This window comes from Pimelobacter sp. 30-1 (genome assembly GCF_018831735.1).
Taxonomy (GTDB): Bacteria; Actinomycetota; Actinomycetes; order Propionibacteriales; family Nocardioidaceae; genus Nocardioides.
In genome coordinates this window covers 699,410-717,197 of record NZ_NHTS01000006.1, presented here as the reverse complement: position 1 = coordinate 717,197, position 17,788 = coordinate 699,410, and the positions used below count along the sequence as shown (strand labels likewise).

The window sequence follows — 17,788 nt, the reverse complement described above, 5'->3', positions numbered from 1 at the left end:
GCTCAGCCTACGCTGCGCGGCCGACAGCGCGTCCTGACACGATGGGCCCGTGGAGCAGCGCATCGGCATCGTCGGCGGCGGGATCGTGGGCCTGGCGGTCGCCCGGGAGCTGCTCCGCCGCCGCCCGGGAGCCGAGGTGACGGTCCTCGACAAGGAGGACCGCGTCGGCGCCCACCAGACCGGCCACAACTCCGGCGTGGTCCATGCCGGCATCTACTACCGCCCCGGGAGCCTCAAGGCCGAGCTGTGCACCCGCGGGCGCGACTTGCTCCGCGACTACTGCGCCGAGCACGCCCTCCCGTACGACGAGTGCGGCAAGGTCGTCGTCGCCGTCGAGGCCGCCGAGCTCGGCCGCTTCGACGCGCTCGAGCGCACCGCCCGCGACAACGGCGTCCCCGGCCTGCGCCGGCTCGACCCGGCCGCGCTGCGCGAGGTCGAGCCGTACGCCGCCGGGCTCGCCGCGCTCCACTCGCCCCGGACCGCGATCACCGACTACGTCGCGGTCGCCGAGCAGCTCGCCCGCGAGATCACCGCGGCCGGCGGCCGGGTGCTGCTCAGCACCCCGGTCACCGCGATCGACCGGGTCACCGGGGGAGTCCGCCTCCGCGCGGGTGCCGGCTCGCACCACGTCGACCGCGTCGTGCTCTGCGGCGGCCTCCAGTCCGACCGCCTCGGCCGGCTCGCCGGTGGCGGTGCGGAGCCGCGGATCCTGCCCTTCCGCGGGGAGTACCTCGCCGTCGTACCGGCGAAGCAGGGGCTCGTACGCGGCATGGTCTATCCCGTCCCCGACCCGCGCTACCCCTTCCTCGGCGTCCACTTCACCCGCCGCGTCGACGGCTCGCTCGAGGTCGGCCCCAACGCCGTCCTCGCCCCGCACCGCGACGCCTACCGCCGCTCGTCGGTGAGCGCGCGCGACCTCGCCGACACCGTCGCCTGGCCAGGCTTCTGGCACCTCGCGGCCCAGCACTGGCGCACCGGCGTGCGCGAGGTCCGCGGCTCGCTGTCGGTGCGCGCCTACCTGCGCGACGCCCAGCGCTACGTCCCGGCGATCGGCGTCGCCGACGTGCACCGCCGCGGCTTCGGCATCCGCGCCCAGGCCGTGGAGCGCGACGGCACCCTGGTCGACGACTTCCGCATCGAGCACGCCGACGGCGTCACCAGCGTCCGCAACGCGCCGTCGCCCGCGGCGACGTCGAGCCTGGCCATCGCCGAGCACGTCGTCGACCGGATCCCGGCATGATGGGTGCCGTGCCCGACCTGCTGCCGATGCTCGCGACGCCGGGCACGCACGTGCCGCTCGGCGAGGAGTGGTGCCACGAGGTCAAGTGGGACGGCGTCCGCGCGCTCGGCTTCGTCGAGGGCGGCACCGTCACCCTGACCAGCCGCAACGGCAACCGGATCACCCCCGCCTGGCCCGAGCTGCAGACCCCGCCGCCCGGCGTGCGCGACCTGGTCGTCGACGGCGAGATCATCGCCCTCAACGAGCGCGGGGTCCCCGACTTCCGGGTGATCGCCGACCGGATGCACGTCCGCAAGCCCGCCACCGTGGCCCGGCTCGCCGCGAGCATCCCGGCCACCTACATGGTCTTCGACCTGCTGCGCCTCGACGGCGAGGACCTCTGCCCGCTGCCGCTCCACGAGCGCCGCCGGCGGCTGGCCGGGCTCGACCTGGCGGTCGCCGGCTGGCAGGTCCCCGCCGAGTACGACGACGGCCCGATGCTCCACGACGCCACCCGGGCCCAGGGGCTCGAGGGCATCGTGAGCAAGCGCCGCGACTCGGCGTACCGGCCGGGGGAGCGGAGCCACCACTGGCTCAAGCTCGCCCACCGGCACCGCGGCTCCTACGTGATCGGCGGCTGGCGCCCCCAGGTCGGCACGAGCGAGCGGCTCGCCGCCGTCCTCGTGGGGGAGCCGACCGCCGACGGGCTGCACTACCGCGGCCGGGTCGGCAGCGGCATCGGTCCCAAGCAGTCCCGGGCGCTTGCCGAGCTGCTCGCCCCGCTCACCCGCACGGCCAACCCGTTTGTCGGCGAGGTGCCCCGCGAGGACGCCGCCGGCACGACCTGGGTCGAGCCGGTCGTCGTGATCGACGTCGACACCCACGGCGTCGGCTACGAGCGGCTCCGGCAGCCGTCGTACCAGGGCGTGCGCACCGACCTCACCGCCGAGGACCTCTGATGCCCAAGAAGAGCGACCACCCCCAGAGCGAGGTCCACGTCGACGTCGAGGGCCGCACGATGCGGCTGACCAACCTCGAGAAGGTCCTCTACCCGAGCACCGGCACCACCAAGGGCGAGGTGCTCGACTACTACGTCCGGGTCGCGCCCGTCCTGCTCCCGCACCTGGCCGGGCGCCCGGTGACCCGGATCCGCTGGCCGCACGGCGTCGGCGACATGAGCTTCTTCGAGAAGAACGCGCCCGCCGGCACCCCGAGCTGGGTGCGCACCGCCGAGGTGCCGACCACCGGCAGCCGCGGGCCGAGCCGGCACGGCGACACCCTGGTCTTCCCGATCATCGACCAGCTGCCGACCCTGGTCTGGGCGGTCAACCTGGCCGCGCTCGAGCTGCACGTGCACCAGTGGACCGTCGACGACGACGGCGACCCGGTCGGCGCCGACCGGATCGTGATCGACCTCGACCCCGGCGAGCCGGCCGGCCTGCACGAGTGCTGCCAGGTCGCGCTGCTCGTGCGCGACGCCCTCGCCGAGCGCGGGTACGACGCCCTGCCGGTCACCAGCGGCAGCAAGGGCCTGCACCTCTACGCCCCGCTCACCGAGCCGCTGGCGTCCTCCGAGACCAGCGAGATCGCCCGGGAGATCGCCGAGGAGCTCGCCGCGGCTCACCCCCAGCAGCTCACCGCGACGATGACCAAGGCGCGGCGCCGGGGCAAGGTCTTCCTCGACTGGTCCCAGAACGCCGGCTCCAAGACCACCGTGGCGCCGTACTCGCTGCGGGGCACGACGCGCCCCCAGGTCGCCACCCCGATCGACTGGGACGAGGTCGCCGCCGGCGCCGAGGACCCGCTCGGGCTCGACCAGTTCAGCCCGGCCCAGGTGCTCGCCCGCGTCGAGGAGTACGGCGACCTGTTCAGCTGATCCGGCGGCGCATGGCGTAGACGTCGAACTCGGTGACGACCCCCGCCGGGTCGCCGCCGGTGCCGACCGCGTGCGCGACCTCGTCGGGCGCGACCGCGTGGTCGGCCTCGTCGAGCGTGGCGTCGATGAGCAGCTGGAACTCCGGGGAGGGGTGGCTGACCCGCTGCCCGGTGGCCTCGATCCGCCAGCCCGCCCGGCCCATCTCGTTGAACAGGCCCATCAGCGTCGTGTTCTTCTCGGCCGCGAATCCCTCGAAGCCCTCACCGGACTCGACCAGGTAGACGGGCCGGGTGACCGTGAGCGCGGCGGCGTCGTACAGCGGCACCCACAGGCGCGCGTACTCGTAGCTCCGCTCGGCGCTCACCCAGCCAGTGTAGGACTCCGGGCCGACCTCGGGTGCGCTACGCCGAGCGCAGCGGCCGCACGGCGGAGGGATCGACCACGTTGTCGAGGTCGATCCCGGCGCCCAGGACCTGTCCGTTGGCCACGATCCCGGGCGCGTCGACGACATCGGCGACGATCACCGTGACGTTGTCGCGGCTGCCGGCGTCGAGCGCCGCGCGGACGATCCGGTCGGTGGCCGTGCTGCGGGCGTCGAGCCCGAGCAGCATCTGGAGCGCGGCCGCCGAGAGCACGTCGGTGACGCCGTCGCTGCACAGCAGCAGCCGGTCGCCGGGCTGGAGCGCGAGCATCAGGATGTCGGGCTCGGGGACCTCGTCGGCGTCGATCGCGTGCATCACCACGTGGCGGTACGGCGACGCGGCCGCCTCCGCCTCGGTGATCCGGCCGGCGTCGAGCATCTCCTGGACCAGCGTCTGGTCGTGGCTGAGCTGGGTGAGCTCGCCCGCGCGCAGGAGGTAGGCCCGCGAGTCGCCGACCTGGGCCAGGGCGCTGTGTACCCCGTCGGTCAGGACGGCGGTCAGGGTGGTCGCCATGCCCGTGCGGTGCGGGTCGGCGGCGACCCCCGCGACGAGCTGGGCGTGCGCCTCGCGGGCCGCCAGGGCGAGCAGCCGGCCGGGCTCGTGGCCGGGATGGGCGAGCGCCCGCGCGCTCACGACGTACGTCGTCGTGGCCGACGCGATCTCACCGGCCGCTGCGCCGCCGACGCCGTCGGCCACGCAGAGCAGGTAGGGCCCGGCGAAGCCGGAGTCCTCGTTGTTCGTCCGCACGCGGCCGGTGTCGCTGCGTGCGTCGAAGCGGAATTGGAGCACGACGCTCACCTCCCTGGTCCTGCTTGTTCAACGCCGGGGAGGGGCGTCGTAGTTCCCTCAGCTGCGGAAGCCGACCTGCCCCGCGGTGCTCCGGCCGATCTCGACGTAGGCGAGCTTGGCGGCGGCGACGACGGTGACCTTGCCCTTGGTGTCGGTCAGCGTGAGCACGCCGTCACCGGAGGAGAGGGCCTCCTTGACCTGCGCGGCGATCGACTCGTTGGACTCGTCGGTCTCGATGACGAGCTCGCGGGCGGTCTGCTGGACACCGATCTTGACCTCGACGGTCATGGTCACACTCCTGGTTCGTGGGGACGGCGCAAGCCAAGCCTAGTCATTGAGCGGGTAGCCGCGGATGCCGCGCCAGGCCAGTCCCGCCACCAGTGCCGTGGCCTGGTCACGGGTCAGGTCCGCGAGACCGCTCTCGGCCTCGGTGAGCCAGAACCGCGCGCTGACCTGGGCCATTCCCACCAGCGAGACGGCGAGCAGCTGCGAGGCCGACGAGGGCAGCCCGGTGTCGTCCTTGATCACCGAGGCGATCATCGCGGCGCACTCGGTGGTGACCCGGTCGACGTGGCCGCGCACCGCGGGCTCGTTGGTGAGGTCGGACTCGAAGACCAGGCGGAAGGCGCCGGTGTCGTGGCCGACGTAGGCGTAGAAGGCGTCGATCGCGGCCGCCACGCGCTGCTTGTTGTCCTGGGTGGACTCGAGCGCCTCGCGGCAGTTGGCGATGATCGAGTCGCACGCGGCGTCGAGGATCGCCAGGTAGAGCTCGAGCTTGCCGGGGAAGTGCTGGTAGAGCACCGGCTTGGACACACCCGCGCGCTCGGCGATGTCGTCCATCGCCGCCGCGTGGTAGCCCTGTGCGACGAAGACCTCGAGCGCGGCGGCCAGCAGCTGCGCACGTCGCTCGCGGCGGGGCAGGCGCACACCGCGCGGTCGCGTCTCGTCCAGGTCGAACTGCTCGGTCACCACGTCCGTGAGCCTACTCGCTGGTAGGGCGTCGGCCACGCACCGGGCGCCGGTCCAATGGGCGGGACGTGGTGACCGAGCCTTGGACGGCCCAGGGACCATGGAGGGACCAGGGAACATCCGGCCGCGTCCGCAGCGTTGGCCCTGGACCGACCCGCATCCCGAACATCAGTACGAGGAGTACGCCGTGAGCTTTCCCGCGCTCGTCGAGCCGGCCGCTGAGCTGACCATCGACGAGGTCCGCCGCTACAGCCGTCATCTGATCATCCCCGACGTCGCGATGGACGGCCAGAAGCGCCTCAAGAACGCCAAGGTCCTCGTCATCGGCGCCGGCGGTCTCGGCAGCCCGGCGCTGCTCTACCTGGCCGCCGCGGGCGTCGGCACGCTCGGCATCGCCGAGTTCGACGAGGTCGACGAGTCCAACCTGCAGCGCCAGGTCATCCACGGGATGTCCGACCTCGGCAAGTCCAAGGGCCTCTCGGCCAAGGAGTCGATCCTCGAGATCAACCCCCTGGTCAACGTGATCCTCCACGAGACCCGCCTCGACAACGACAACGTGCTCGAGGTCTTCAAGGGCTACGACCTCATCGTCGACGGCACCGACAACTTCGCCACGCGCTACATGGTCAACGACGCGGCGTACTTCCTCGGGATCCCCTACGTGTGGGGCTCGATCTACCGCTTCGACGGCCAGGCGTCGGTCTTCGCGCCCACCATGGCCGACGACGCCCCCTGCTACCGCTGCCTCTACCCCGAGCCCCCGCCGCCGGGCATGGTCCCCTCGTGCGCCGAGGGCGGCGTGCTGGGTGTCCTGTGCGCGTCCATCGGCTCGATCCAGGTCAACGAGGCCATCAAGCTGCTCATCGGCGCCGGCGAGCCCGCCATCGGCAAGCTCGTCATCTACGACGCCCTCGAGCTCGAGTGGCGCAAGCTCAAGGTCCGCAAGGACCCCAACTGCGCGCTGTGCGGCGAGAACCCGACCGTCACCGGCCTGATCGACTACGACGCCTTCTGCGGCGCGATCTCCGAGGAGGCCGCCGACGCCGCCGTCGACGCCACCATCTCGGTGACCCAGCTCGCCTCCATGATCAAGGAGAAGGAGGAGGGCAGCCGCGACTTCGTCCTCGTCGACGTGCGCGAGCCCGCCGAGGCCGAGATCAACCACATCCCCGGCGCGGTCCTCATCCCCAAGGGCGACTTCCTCAACGGCACCGCCCTCGGTCAGCTGCCGCCGGTCGACTCCGGCAAGCAGGTCGTCCTGCACTGCAAGAGCGGCGTGCGGTCCGCGGAGTGCCTGGCGATCGTCAAGGGCGCCGGCTACGACGACGCGGTCCACGTGGGCGGCGGCGTGGTGGCGTGGGTCAACCAGATCGACCCCAGCCAGCCGTCGTACTGAGCCGACGGAGCGACCCCTTGCCGTAACCGCGACGCCACGTCGTCGTTGGTCCTGGCAACGCGGCTTCGGCCGCTCGCACCGATCGGAACCATGCGTTCACCGCACCGAGGGAGCACCTGAGAGCCCCGTCCTCACGGATGGGGCTCTCGGCGTCTCCGGGCCCGGCCTGGCACGATCGCGCCATGGACGAGGGGTACGTCGAGCGGGTGCTCGACCTGGTCGAGCAGATCCCGCCCGGGCGGGTGACGACCTACGGCGCGATCGCGGAGGTCGCCGGAGGAGGACCCCGTCAGGTGGGGTCGGTGATGGCGCGCTACGGCGCTCCGGTGCCGTGGTGGCGCGTCGTGCGTGCCGACGGCACGCTCCCACCCAGCCACGACGACCAGGCGCGCGCGGAGTACCTCGCCGAGGGGACGCCGCTGCGCAACGGCAGCGGCGCCCTCGACATGCGCCGGGCCTTCTGGGACCCGGCGACGGGGGACTAGCTCAGATCAGCTCAGCGCCGCGATGGCGGCGTCGTAGTCCGGCTCGGTCGCGATCTCGGGGACCAGCTCGGAGTGCAGCACGGTGCCGTCGGCGTCGACCACGACGACCGAGCGGGCGAACAGGCCGGCGAGCTTGCCGTCGGCCATCTTGACGCCGTAGTCCTCACCGAAGGACGAGCGGAAACCCGACGCGGTCTGGACGTTGTCGATGCCCTCGGCGCCGCAGAACCGGCCCAGCGCGGGCGGCAGGTCCTGGGAGACGTTGATGACGGTGGTGTTGTCGAGGCCGGCGGCGAGCTCGTTGAACTTGCGCACGCTGGCCGCGCAGACGCCGGTGTCGATGCTCGGGAAGATGTTGAGGACCGCGCGCTGGCCCTCGGGCAGGGCGATCGCGCTGAAGTCGGCGCCGGCCAGCTCGAAGGTCGGGGCGGACGTGCCGACGGCGGGGAGGTCGCCGACGGTCTGGACGGGGTTCCCCCCGAGTGCAGTGGTAGCCATGCCTCTTTGTCTAGCAGGTCGCCCGAGGGCGCCCGTCACCGGAGCCGCCCCAAGAACCCGACGGCCTGGCGCACCTCCAGCAGCCGGCGTTCCCAGGTGATGCCGACGACGGTGAGCAGCGCGCCGGCCAGGCCGATCCAGACCCACTTGGGGAAGTCGCCCGCGTAGGGCCCGATCTCGCGCAGGACGACGATCGCGCCGACGGTCGCGCCGGTGACCAGCGGGGCGCTCCAGCGCAGGGCGGCACCGGCCACGGTGAGCGCCAGGCAGGCCGCGCCGAGGACGAGCGCGCGCAGCGAGACCGGGTCGCCCAGCACCCACAGCAGCGACGGGACGGTGCCGACCAGCAGCCCGGGGAGCAGCGCCTCGGCGGTGCCGACGGAGGGGGAGCGCTGCATCCGCCACAGCCCGAGGGCGACCAGGCCCGCGGCGAGCGGCAGCGTGTACGGCTCCGGCGCGTGCACGTCGAGGTCGGCGAGCCGGACCCAGGAGGCGAGCACCAGCAGGACGACGCCGCCGATCGCGCACCAGCGGCGCGACTCGTGGAGCAGCGCGGTCGCGCACACGATGAAGCCGGCGACGGTCAGCCACAGCGAGGTGTAGCCGCCCGGGTCCGCGGTCGCGACCAGCGAGACCGGGAAGGTGATGATCGCGGCGCCGATCGCGGTCGCCTCGACCTCGACCCGGGGGAGCGCGAGCGCCAGCAGGCCGACCGCGAGCAGGACCGGGATGGCGACCCAGGCGGTGCCGCCACCGGCGACGTGGACGCCGGCCGCGGTCGCGAGCGCCAGGAGCGGGACGGCGGCGAGGCCGCCGACCAGACGGCGGCCGGCGTCGCGGCCGAGGACCGCGAGGGCGAGCATCGCGGCGCTGAGCGCGCCGGCGAGGGCGAGCGTGAGGGTCGCGCTGGGGGTGGCGGTCAGGGCGGCCCCGCCGGCCACCGTCGCGGCGGCCGCGGCGAGGGCACCGGCCCGGGGGCCGCTGGCGCTCAGCGCGAGGCCGGCCGCCCCGATCGCGGTCAGCGCGAGGACGCCGGCGGGCAGGGCCAGCGCGACGTCGTACGACGCGAGGGTGGTGGCCGCGCCCAGGCCGACGGTGAGACCGGCGACCTCGGCCCACACCCGCGGCGCGTTGCGGCCGCGGTCGGGGGTGAGCAGCACGAGGCAGGCGAGGACGACGAGCAGCGAGGGGACGAGCAGGAGCGGCTCGGTGAACGGCTCCGGGCCGTCCAGCCGGACGCCGACCGGGTGCTCGAAGCCCTGCGCGATCCGGCTCCAGCGGTCCAGCGCGGTGCCCGAGGTGCCCGCGGCGAGCCCGGCGAGGATCAGCGCACCCATGCCCGCCGGAGCGATCGCGACGACCCGGAAGGACCGGGGCAGCAGGGCGAGCGCGAGCACCCACCCCGTGGTCGCCGCGAGGGCGACCAGCCCGACGGTCCGGGCGCCGTCGTCGGCCCAGGGGAGCGTCACGATCCCGGTCACGACCAGCGCGGCGCCGCTGGCTCCGGCGAGGAGCGTCTCGTGGTGGCGGGCGACCAGACCGGGGACGAGCAGCAGCCCGGCGGTGATGAGCAGCGACCAGCCGGTGCCCTCGATCCACAGCTCGCGCAGGGTCGGCTCGTCGAGTGCGAGGAGCAGACCGCCGGTCCCGGTGCTCAGCCAGACCAGGCCGCTCGCGGCGGCCGCCGACCACAGCAGGGCGGGCGTGCGCTGGAGCCGGCCGACGATCACCGCGCCGATGCCGACCGCGGTGAGCACGTGGCCGGTGACGAGGTGGTGGTCGGTGGCGGCCATCGCGCCGCCGTAGGCGACGACGAGGGCGATGCCCGCGATCACCTGCGGGGCGACCAGTCGCGGCTGTGCGCCGACGCGCATCAGGCCGAGGGCGACGCCCGCGACGAGCGTCACCAGACCGGCCACGCACGCGACGGTGCCGTCGGTGGTGTCGCCGAACCACCCGGCGGCACCGGCGCCGACGACGTCGAGGGCCAGCATGCCGAGCGCGACGACGACCAGGGACTCCCCGGCGATGCGCAGCCCGATCCGGTGCAGGAGCAGGGCCGACGTACCGGCGGCGAGGGTGAAGCCGGCCAGGACCGCCGTACGGCCGCCGACGCCGAGCGTGGACCAGGAGACCGCGAGGAAGATGATCGCTGCGACCAGCAGGCAGAAGGCGCCGAGGCCGAGCAGGATCTTCGGCACCGACGCGAACGCGACGCCGCTGTGCGCTGCCGCCGGAGGCGGCGGGGGCGTGGCCGCGGCGCCCGGTCCGGCCGGGTACGGCGGGAGCGGCGGGGGAGGCGCCGGGATCGAGGTCGACCGCTTCGGCTCGACCGGCTGTCCCGGCGGCACCAGCGGTCCGCCGAGGGCGGACACGGCGACCGGCCGGGCGCCGGTGGTGGCCGCGCGGTGGGTGTCGCTCGCGCGGCGCAGCTCGGCCAGCAGGGTGTCGGCCCGGCCCAGCGTGCCGAAGAGGTCGACCGCCAGGGAGTGGCGGACCAACAGGTCGCAGGTCGGGCAGACGCGGACGCCGACCGGCAGGTCGGCGCGGCAGTCGGGACAGAGCGTCGGGTCGGCGTAGCGCATGGATCCATCTCCTCACGCGCCGCGGGGCCCCGGCATCGCGCGGGAACTCAGGTCCCCTGAGTACCCGCACTCAGGTCGGGAAGGTTCTCCACAGGCCGTCCCCAATTTTGGGGAGGAGGTCGGAGTTCCTGTGGACGACCTCCCGCGTGTCTGTGGACGACACGCCGAAGATCGGTGGATGACGAGAAACCCCCGAAAAACTTGGTGGAAACCCCTTGCGACAGGGTCGTGGACGGGCGTAGAACTTCTCCCACGCACTCCTCCGGGAGAGCGGGATCAGCCGGAAGGCGACGATCCAGCCGGCCAGGCCGAGACCTTCGGGTCGAGGCGAGGCGGCCCCTCACGGGGACGCCGGCCGCGCGAGCCGGGTGACGAGGCTCGTGGGATCTGTGCAGCCGGATGATCGACCGGGAGCGTCACCAGTACCGGTCACCTTGAAGGGCCCTTGTGACTCATACTCACGAGGGCCCTTCGCCTTTTTCGCCTCCGCCCGCGGACCGTCCGGGCGCCGGGCACACTGGCCCCATGGAGCAGCCCGACCGTCCGCCGCTCGCCGTCCGGCTCGACCTGTCCCCGCATCCCGAGGGTGGGTGGTACCGCCGGACCTGGGCCTCGCCGGTCACCGTGACCCTGCCCGACGGACGGGTCCGGCCGACGGCCACGCTCATCTACTTCCTGCTGCCGGCGGGGGAGAGCTCGGCCTGGCACCGGGTCTCCTCCGACGAGATCTGGCTGGCGCACACCGGGACGGTGACCGTCGAGCTCGGCGGCGACGGCGCGGCACCCGACGCGGCCGGCGCGACCCGGCTGTCGATCGGGGGTACCACGGCGCAGGGACTCGTCCCGGCCGGCGTCTGGCAGCGCACGCTGGTCGCCGAGGCCGACGCGCTGGTCAGCTGCCTGGTCTCGCCGGGCTTCGACTTCGCCGACTTCGAGCTCGCGTGAGCGGTTCGTCCACAGGCGCCGGTGACCCGTTGCGGTTCCGTCGGACCTGGGTGGTTGAGTGACGTCCGTGGAGCCCACGACCGCCCAGCCGACCTACCGCTTCGCGCCCGCCCCGCCGGCGGCCGCGGTGCCGGTGCTCGACGCCTACCAGCGTCAGGTGGTCGATCACCCGGGTGGCCCGCTGCTGGTGCTCGCGGGCCCGGGCACGGGCAAGACGACCACGCTGGTCGAGGCGATCGTCGAGCGCATCGAGAGCCGCGGCGCGCGGCCCGACCAGGTGCTGGCGCTGACCTTCTCGCGCAAGGCCGCCGACCAGCTGCGCGACCGGGTCACCGCGCGGCTGGGCCGCACGACCGGCACCCAGCTGAGCTCGACCTTCCACTCCTTCGCCTACGCGCTGGTCCGGCGCTACGCCCCGGCCGGTCTCTACGAGGCGCCGCTGCGCCTGCTGTCCGCGCCCGAGCAGGACGTCGTGCTCCGCGAGCTGCTCGCTGACCACCCCGAGTCGGTGCGCTGGCCCGAGCGGTTCCGGCAGGCGATGGCGACTCGCGGTTTCGCGCGCGAGGTCCATGCCGTGCTCGGCCGCGCCCGGGAAAAGGGGCTCGACGGCGAGGCCCTGCGCCAGCTCGGCGAGACCGAGGGCATCGACGAGTACGTCGCCGCGGGTCTCTTCCTCGAGCAGTACCTCGACTCGCTCGACTCCCTCGGTGCCACCGACTACGCCGACCTCATCCGGCGGGCCTGCATCGAGGCCGAGGACCACCGCGACGAGCTGCGCGAGGAGTTCCGGCACGTCTTCGTCGACGAGTACCAGGACACCGACCCCGGTCAGGTCGCCCTGCTCCGCGCGCTGGCCGGCGACGGCCTCGACCTGGTCGCGGTGGGCGATCCGCACCAGTCGATCTACGGCTTCCGCGGGGCCGAGGTGCGCGGCATCCTCGAGTTCCCCACCGAGTTCCCCCAGGCCGACGGCTCTCCGGCCGATGTGGTCGCGCTGCGGACCGTGCGCAGGTTCGGCCCGGGCATCCTCGCCCCGGCCCAGCGGGTCGCGGGGCGGATCGGCCTGCGCGGCACGCTGCCGGCCCAGGCCCGCGAGCAGTTCCTGGCGCCCCAGGCCGAGAGCGCCGTTCGCGGCCAGGTCCAGGTCCGCACCTTCGACACCGAGCGGGCCGAGGCCGAGCACCTCGCCGACCTGCTGCGCCGCGCCCACCTCGAGGACGGTGTCCCCTGGGACGAGATGGCCGTGCTGGTGCGCTCGGGGCGGGCGAGCATCGCGCCGCTGCGCCGGGCGCTCGGCGCGGCCGGCGTACCGGTCGAGGTGGCGCGCGACGAGGTGCCGCTGGTCCGCGACCCCGCGGTGATGCCGCTGCTCGACGCGCTCCGCGCCGTGGTCAACCTCGACAACGACGACCCCGAGCACGTCGAGCACGTCGATGCCGCCCGGGCCGAGGCGCTGCTCACCGGTCCGCTCGGCGGCCTCGACGCCGGCGACGTCCGGCGGCTGGCCCGGCTGCTGCGCCACCGCGAGAAGGACCACTGCCAAGAGACCGGCGGGACGCCGCGCAGCTCGCGCGATCTGGTCCGCCTCGCCGTCGTCGACCCGGCCCTGCTGGCCGGCATCGACGCTCCCGAGATCGAGCGGGCGCGGGCGCTGGCCGCGCTGCTCGGTCAGGCCCGGGCCGACCTCGAGGCGGGCGCGAGCGCCGAGGACCTGCTCTGGACGCTGTGGTCCGGCACCAGCTGGCCCCACCGGCTGCGCCGCTCGGTCGAGTCCGGTGGCGGCGCCGCGCGCCGCGCGCACCGCGACCTCGACTCGATCTGCGCGCTCTTCGACGTCGCGGTCCGGGCGGGGGAGCGGCGCGAGCACCTCGCCGTCGCGCCCTTCCTCGAGGGCCTGGTCCAGCAGGAGATCCCGGCCGACACCCTCGCCGACCGCGGCGGGCGGGGCGCGGCCGTCCGGCTGCTCACCGCCCACCGCAGCAAGGGCCTGGAGTGGCGCCTCGTCGTGGCCGCCCACGTCCAGGCCGAGGGCTGGCCCGACCTGCGCCGGCGCTCGACCCTGCTCCAGGCCGACCGGATCGGCCCGTCCTCGGCCGGCGGCCTGGTCGGCTCGGTGGTGCCGCCGCTGACCGCACGCGAGCTTCTGATGGAGGAGCGCCGGCTGTTCTACGTCGCGTGCACCCGCGCGCGCGAGCGCCTGGTGGTGACCGCCGTGCGGTCCAGCGACGACGAGGGCGAGCAGCCCTCGCGCTTCCTCGACGAGCTCGGCTCCACCGTCGAGCACGTCGTCGGCCGCCCCCCGCGACCGCTCTCCCTCGACGGGCTCGTGGCCGAGCTGCGCCGTACGGTCGCCGACCCCGGCTCCGACCCCGGCCTGCGCGATGCCGCCGCCCGGCGCCTGGCACGGCTCGCCCGCGAGCGGGTGGGCCGGCGCGCAGCGGTCCCGGCCGCCGATCCGGCGACCTGGTGGGGCACTCGCGCCGCCAGCCGCTCGCCCGCGCCGATCCGCGACGAAGACCGCCCGGTCCCGGTCTCGGCGAGCATGCTCGACGCCCTGGCCGTCTGCCCGACCCAGTGGTTCCTCACCCGCGAGGCCGGCGGCATCGGCCGCGCCCACCAGTCGGCCAACCTCGGCGAGCTCGTCCACGCGCTCGCTGAGCGGGTGGCCTCTGGCGACGCCCCGCCCGACCCCGATGCGCTGATGGCCCACGTCGACGAGGTCTGGGACCGGCTCGACTTCCGCACCCCGTGGTCCAAGCAGCGCGAGCACGACCGGGTCCGCGCGGCGCTCGAGCGCTTCGTCGACTGGCACGAGGCCAATCCCCGCGCGCTCGTCGGCCGCGAGGAGCGGTTCTCAACGGTGGTCGAGGTCGACGGCGAGCAGGTCCAGGTGACCGGCTACGCCGACCGCGTCGAGCTCGACGCCGACGGCCGGGTCGTCGTGGTCGACCTCAAGACCGGGCGCACCAAGCCGTCCGACACCTCGGTGCGCACCCACGTCCAGCTCGCGCTCTACCAGTACGCGGTCGACCACGGCGCGCTCGACGTCGAGCCCGACGAGGCGCCCTACCGGGCCGGCGGCGCCGAGCTGGTCCAGCTCGGGCTGCTCGACGGCGGTGAGCGCGCCACGGTCCAGCCCCAGGCCGTCCACGCCGAGGACGGTCCCGAGCGCGACGAGCTGCGCTCCCGGCTGGCCCACGCGGCCCACCTGATCCGCGAGGAGCACTTCCCGGCGGTGTCCGGCCAGCAGTGCCGGACCTGCTCCTTCCTGTCCCTGTGTCCGGCCAAGAGCGCGGGAGCGGTGGTGGCCCAGTGAGCACGACGACGATCCCCATGACGATCGCCACGCCTGCCGACCTCCAGCGGGCGATGCAGGCGAAGTTCCCACCCAGCGACGAGCAGTGGGCGGCGATCAGCGCGCCGCTGCGCCCGGCGGTGGTCATCGCCGGCGCCGGGTCCGGCAAGACCACGCTGATGGCGGCCCGGGTGGTCTACCTGGTGCTGACCGGCCAGGTGCGGCCCGAGGAGGTCCTCGGCCTCACCTTCACCACCAAGGCCGCGGCCGAGCTGCGCCAGCGGATCCGCACCGCCCTGCGCGACGCCGGCGCCCTCGACCTCACCCCCGCGCCCGGAGCGGGCGACGACGAGGCCGACGAGGTCCTCGAGCCGACGGTGGCCACCTACAACGCCTACGCCTCCGGCCTGCTCACCGACCACGGTCTGCGGATCGGTCACGAGCCCGACACCCGGGTGATCACCGACGCCGCCCGCTACCAGCTCGGCGCCCGGGCGGTCGACCGGTTCACCGGCGAGATCTCGCTGCTGACCGATCACCCCGAGACCGCGATCCAGAACCTCCTCGCGCTCGACTCCGCGATGAGCGAGCACCTGGTCGGCCCCGACGACGTGCTCGGCCACGACGCGGCGGCCAGGCGCGGCTTCGAGCGTGCCCGCGACGAGGAGCTCGCCGGCAAGGCCCGCAAGACCTACGTCGACGCGATCGACAAGGCGATCTCCGCGATCGACCGCCGGGCCGAGCTGCTCCAGCTCGTGGCGTCCTACCGGGGGCTCAAGCGGGACCTGGGCCTGATGGACTTCTCCGACCAGATCGAGCTCGGCGCCCGGCTGGCGGCCGAGCGGCCCGAGGTCGGCGAGATCGAGCGCGGCCGGTTCAAGGTGGTCCTGCTCGACGAGTACCAGGACACCTCGGTCGCCCAGGCGATCATGCTGTCCCGGCTGTTCTCCGCGCCCGAGCCGGGCCACGGACTGGGCCACGCGGTGACCGCGGTCGGCGACCCCAACCAGGCGATCTACGGCTGGCGCGGGGCGTCGGTGGCCAACATCCTCAACTTCGCCGAGACCTTCCCGGCGGCCGACGGCACGCCGACGACCTACGCGCTGACCGTCAACCGGCGCTCCGACCGGCGGATCCTCGACGTGGCCAGCCACCTGGCCGAGCCGCTCTACGACGCGCTCGAGACCCGCGGCGCGGGCGTCGCCCGGCTGCGGGCGCCCGAGGGCGCGGTCGACGGCACCGTCGAGGCCCACACGTTCGAGACCCAGCGTGACGAGCTGGCTTGGCTGGCGGCCGCGGTCCGCGCGGCCCACGGGGGCGATCCCGGCGACTGGGCCGGCATCGGCGTGCTCACCCGCGACAACGCCCACGCCGAGCTGGTCTTCGACGCGCTGACCGCGGCCGGCGTACCGGTCGAGATCGTCGGTCTCTCCGGCCTGCTCCGGCTGCCCGAGATCGCCGAGATCGTCGCGGTGCTGCGGCTGCTCCACGACGTCACCGACAACGCCGCCCTGCTGACCCTGCTCGCCGGACCGCGCTGGGCGATCGGCCCCCGCGACCTGCGCCTGCTCGGCCAGCGGGCCGGCGAGCTGGCCGGCCGACGCGGACGCTCGGCCGACGTCGTCACCGTCTCCGAGCAGCTCGTGGCGATCGCCGACGGCATCGACCCGGCCGAGGTGCCGTGCCTCGACGACGCCCTGGCCGACCCTGGCGAGGGCGACTTCTCCGCCGAGGCGCGCGAGCGGTTCTCGCTGCTGCGCGACGAGCTGCGGCTCCTGCGCGTGGCCGTCGGCGAGCCGCTGCTCGACCTGGTCCGGCGGATCATCGACGTCACCGGCGTCGACGTCGAGCTCGCCTCGGCGGTGAGCCCGGCCGCCGCCGCCCGGCGCGACAACCTCGACCTGTTCGTCAAGGCGGTCGCCGACTTCCAGGCCGTCGACGGCGACGTGACGCTGCCCGCGCTGCTGGCCTACCTGACCGCCGAGGACGACCAGGGCAACGGCCTCGACATCGCCACGCCGACCGAGGCCGACTCGGTCAAGCTCCTCACCGTGCACCGCTCCAAGGGCCTCGAGTGGGCCACGGTCTTCTGCGTGGGCGTCTGCGAGTCGCGGTTCCCGTCGGCCCAGGGGCGCACGCTGTGGGTGTCCTCGCCCGCGGTGCTGCCCGCCGCGCTGCGCGGCGACGCGGCCGACCTGCCCCAGCTCGAGGGCTACGACAAGGCCGCGCTCGACGACTACCGGCGCCGGTCCAAGGCCCACGAGGCCGACGAGGAGCTGCGCCTGGGCTACGTCGCCTTCACCCGCGCCGCCCACCGGCTCGCGGTGAGCTCGTTCCAGTGGGGCCCGCGCAAGACGCCCTACGGCCCCTCCGCCTACCAGGAGGCCGTCCGCGAGGTGCTCACCTCCTGGGACCTCACCCCCGAGCCGTGGCTGACCCGACCCGACAAGGGCGCGGCCAACCCCTACGACGCCGAGGACCCGGCCCGGCCCTGGCCGGTCGACGGCACCGGCGACGAGGCCCGGCTGCGACTGGCCGCCGCGGCGCTGGTCGGCGCGACCGACCCCGACGGCGCCGACCCCGAGCTCGACATCGTCACCGCGGCCCAGGTCGCCGACTGGGACGCCGAGATCGAGCAGCTCCTCACCGAGGCGCGGCTGGCCTCGGGCGCGGGGGCCGAGGTCGTCGTACCGATGCCGGGGGCTTTGTCGGCCACCGCCCTGAGCCGCCTGCGTGACGATCCCCAGGCGTTCGCCCGCGAGCTGGTCCGCCCGATGCCGCGACCCCCGGCCCCGGCCGCCCGGTTCGGTACCCGCTTCCACGCTTGGGTCGAGGCCCGCTTCGGCCAGCAGGGCCTGTTCGACCCCGACGAGCTCTCCGGCCGGGCCGACGCCGGGATCGACGACGAGGCCGACCTCAAGGAGCTCGTCGCCGCCTTCGAGGACGGGCCGTTCGGCAGCCGGGTGCCCTACGCCGTCGAGGCGCCCTTCTCCCTCGTCCTCCAGGGCGCCGAGGGACGCCGCCAGGTGATCCGCGGCAGGATCGACGCCGTCTACGCCGAGCCCGACGGCTCCTTCCTCGTCGTCGACTGGAAGACGAGCGCCCGCCAGGAGGCCGACCCCCTCCAGCTCGCGCTCTACCGGCTCGCCTGGGCCGAGCTCCGGGGGCTGCCGCCCGAGCGGGTCCGCGCCGGCTTCTACTACGTACGCCGCGGCGAGCTCGTCGTGCACGACGAGCTCGCGGGCCGCGAGGAGGTCCTGGCCCTCCTGGAGTGAGGTGGCGAGCCGACGCGTGCCGGCACGAGCCGGC

Annotated in this window: 14 protein-coding genes; 8 read left to right on the top strand and 6 right to left on the bottom strand. The window is 74.3% G+C overall.

Translation table 11 applies throughout. From position 1 onward, the window contains the following. The first annotated feature begins 49 nt into the window (after positions 1-49). Genes lhgO through ligD (CCO04_RS18330) form a run of 3 tightly spaced genes read left to right on the top strand, consistent with a single transcriptional unit; the run spans position 50 to position 3,095 of the window. Positions 50-1,240, top strand: coding sequence for an L-2-hydroxyglutarate oxidase (gene lhgO, locus CCO04_RS18340; RefSeq protein ID WP_215815547.1), 1,191 nt, complete (start codon positions 50-52; stop codon positions 1,238-1,240). Between the two features lie 8 nt (positions 1,241-1,248). Then, entirely contained in the window at positions 1,249-2,178 is a 930-nt protein-coding gene (ligD, locus tag CCO04_RS18335; RefSeq protein ID WP_374197014.1) for a non-homologous end-joining DNA ligase, read from the top strand. Then, positions 2,178-3,095 carry a non-homologous end-joining DNA ligase gene (ligD, locus tag CCO04_RS18330; protein ID WP_215815546.1) on the top strand — a complete coding sequence of 306 codons (918 nt, stop codon included), beginning with the start codon at positions 2,178-2,180 and terminating at the stop codon, positions 3,093-3,095. Before ligD (CCO04_RS18335) ends, ligD (CCO04_RS18330) begins: the two co-directional genes overlap by 1 nt. Here the strand turns inward: ligD (CCO04_RS18330) and CCO04_RS18325 are convergent. The 4 genes from CCO04_RS18325 to CCO04_RS18310 are packed head-to-tail and all read right to left on the bottom strand — an operon-like array spanning position 3,088 to position 5,278. Further along, the gene (locus CCO04_RS18325) at positions 3,088-3,459 is read right to left on the bottom strand and encodes a hypothetical protein (RefSeq protein WP_215815545.1); all 372 of its coding nucleotides are present in this window, start codon (positions 3,457-3,459) and stop codon (positions 3,088-3,090) included. The two genes, ligD (CCO04_RS18330) and CCO04_RS18325, sit on opposite strands and share 8 nt — an antisense overlap. A gap of 37 nt (positions 3,460-3,496) precedes the next feature. Continuing rightward, positions 3,497-4,315, bottom strand: a complete 819-nt coding sequence (locus CCO04_RS18320) for a PP2C family serine/threonine-protein phosphatase (RefSeq protein ID WP_215815544.1) — start codon at positions 4,313-4,315, stop codon at positions 3,497-3,499. 48 nt (positions 4,316-4,363) lie between these two features. After that, the gene (locus tag CCO04_RS18315; RefSeq protein ID WP_215815543.1) at positions 4,364-4,594 is read right to left on the bottom strand and encodes a DUF3107 domain-containing protein; all 231 of its coding nucleotides are present in this window, start codon (positions 4,592-4,594) and stop codon (positions 4,364-4,366) included. Positions 4,595-4,633: 39 nt separating this feature from the next. After that, the gene (locus tag CCO04_RS18310) at positions 4,634-5,278 is read right to left on the bottom strand and encodes a TetR/AcrR family transcriptional regulator (RefSeq protein ID WP_257750192.1); all 645 of its coding nucleotides are present in this window, start codon (positions 5,276-5,278) and stop codon (positions 4,634-4,636) included. 184 nt (positions 5,279-5,462) lie between these two features. Here CCO04_RS18310 and moeZ point away from each other — a divergent pair, with 184 nt between their 5' ends. Together moeZ and CCO04_RS18300 are read left to right on the top strand one after the other, a co-directional pair. Next, entirely contained in the window at positions 5,463-6,671 is a 1,209-nt protein-coding gene (gene moeZ, locus CCO04_RS18305; protein WP_257750193.1) for an adenylyltransferase/sulfurtransferase MoeZ, read from the top strand. 182 nt (positions 6,672-6,853) lie between these two features. After that, a complete protein-coding gene (locus CCO04_RS18300) occupies positions 6,854-7,156 on the top strand; it encodes an MGMT family protein (protein WP_215815540.1) in 303 nt (100 codons plus the stop codon). A gap of 6 nt (positions 7,157-7,162) precedes the next feature. Here the strand turns inward: CCO04_RS18300 and tpx are convergent, their stop codons facing one another. Together tpx and CCO04_RS18290 are read right to left on the bottom strand one after the other, a co-directional pair. After that, on the bottom strand, positions 7,163-7,654 hold the full coding sequence (gene tpx, locus CCO04_RS18295) for a thiol peroxidase (RefSeq protein WP_215815539.1): 492 nt from the start codon (positions 7,652-7,654) through the stop codon (positions 7,163-7,165). Between the two features lie 35 nt (positions 7,655-7,689). Then, positions 7,690-10,239, bottom strand: a complete 2,550-nt coding sequence (locus tag CCO04_RS18290) for an SCO7613 C-terminal domain-containing membrane protein (protein ID WP_215815538.1) — start codon at positions 10,237-10,239, stop codon at positions 7,690-7,692. A 525-nt stretch (positions 10,240-10,764) separates the two neighbouring features. On the opposite strand from CCO04_RS18290, the gene CCO04_RS18285 reads away from it, so the two are divergent. The 3 genes from CCO04_RS18285 (at position 10,765) to CCO04_RS18275 (ending at position 17,754) form a co-directional block, all read left to right on the top strand. Further along, positions 10,765-11,184: a cupin domain-containing protein gene (locus CCO04_RS18285; protein WP_215815537.1), complete on the top strand. Its 420-nt coding sequence runs from the start codon at positions 10,765-10,767 to the stop codon at positions 11,182-11,184. Positions 11,185-11,251: 67 nt separating this feature from the next. Beyond that, a complete protein-coding gene (locus CCO04_RS29870) occupies positions 11,252-14,500 on the top strand; it encodes an ATP-dependent DNA helicase (RefSeq protein WP_215815536.1) in 3,249 nt (1,082 codons plus the stop codon). Between the two features lie 17 nt (positions 14,501-14,517). Then, positions 14,518-17,754 (top strand): ATP-dependent DNA helicase, encoded by a 3,237-nt coding sequence (locus CCO04_RS18275; protein WP_215815535.1) that lies wholly within the window; start codon positions 14,518-14,520, stop codon positions 17,752-17,754. Positions 17,755-17,788: the final 34 nt, after the last annotated feature.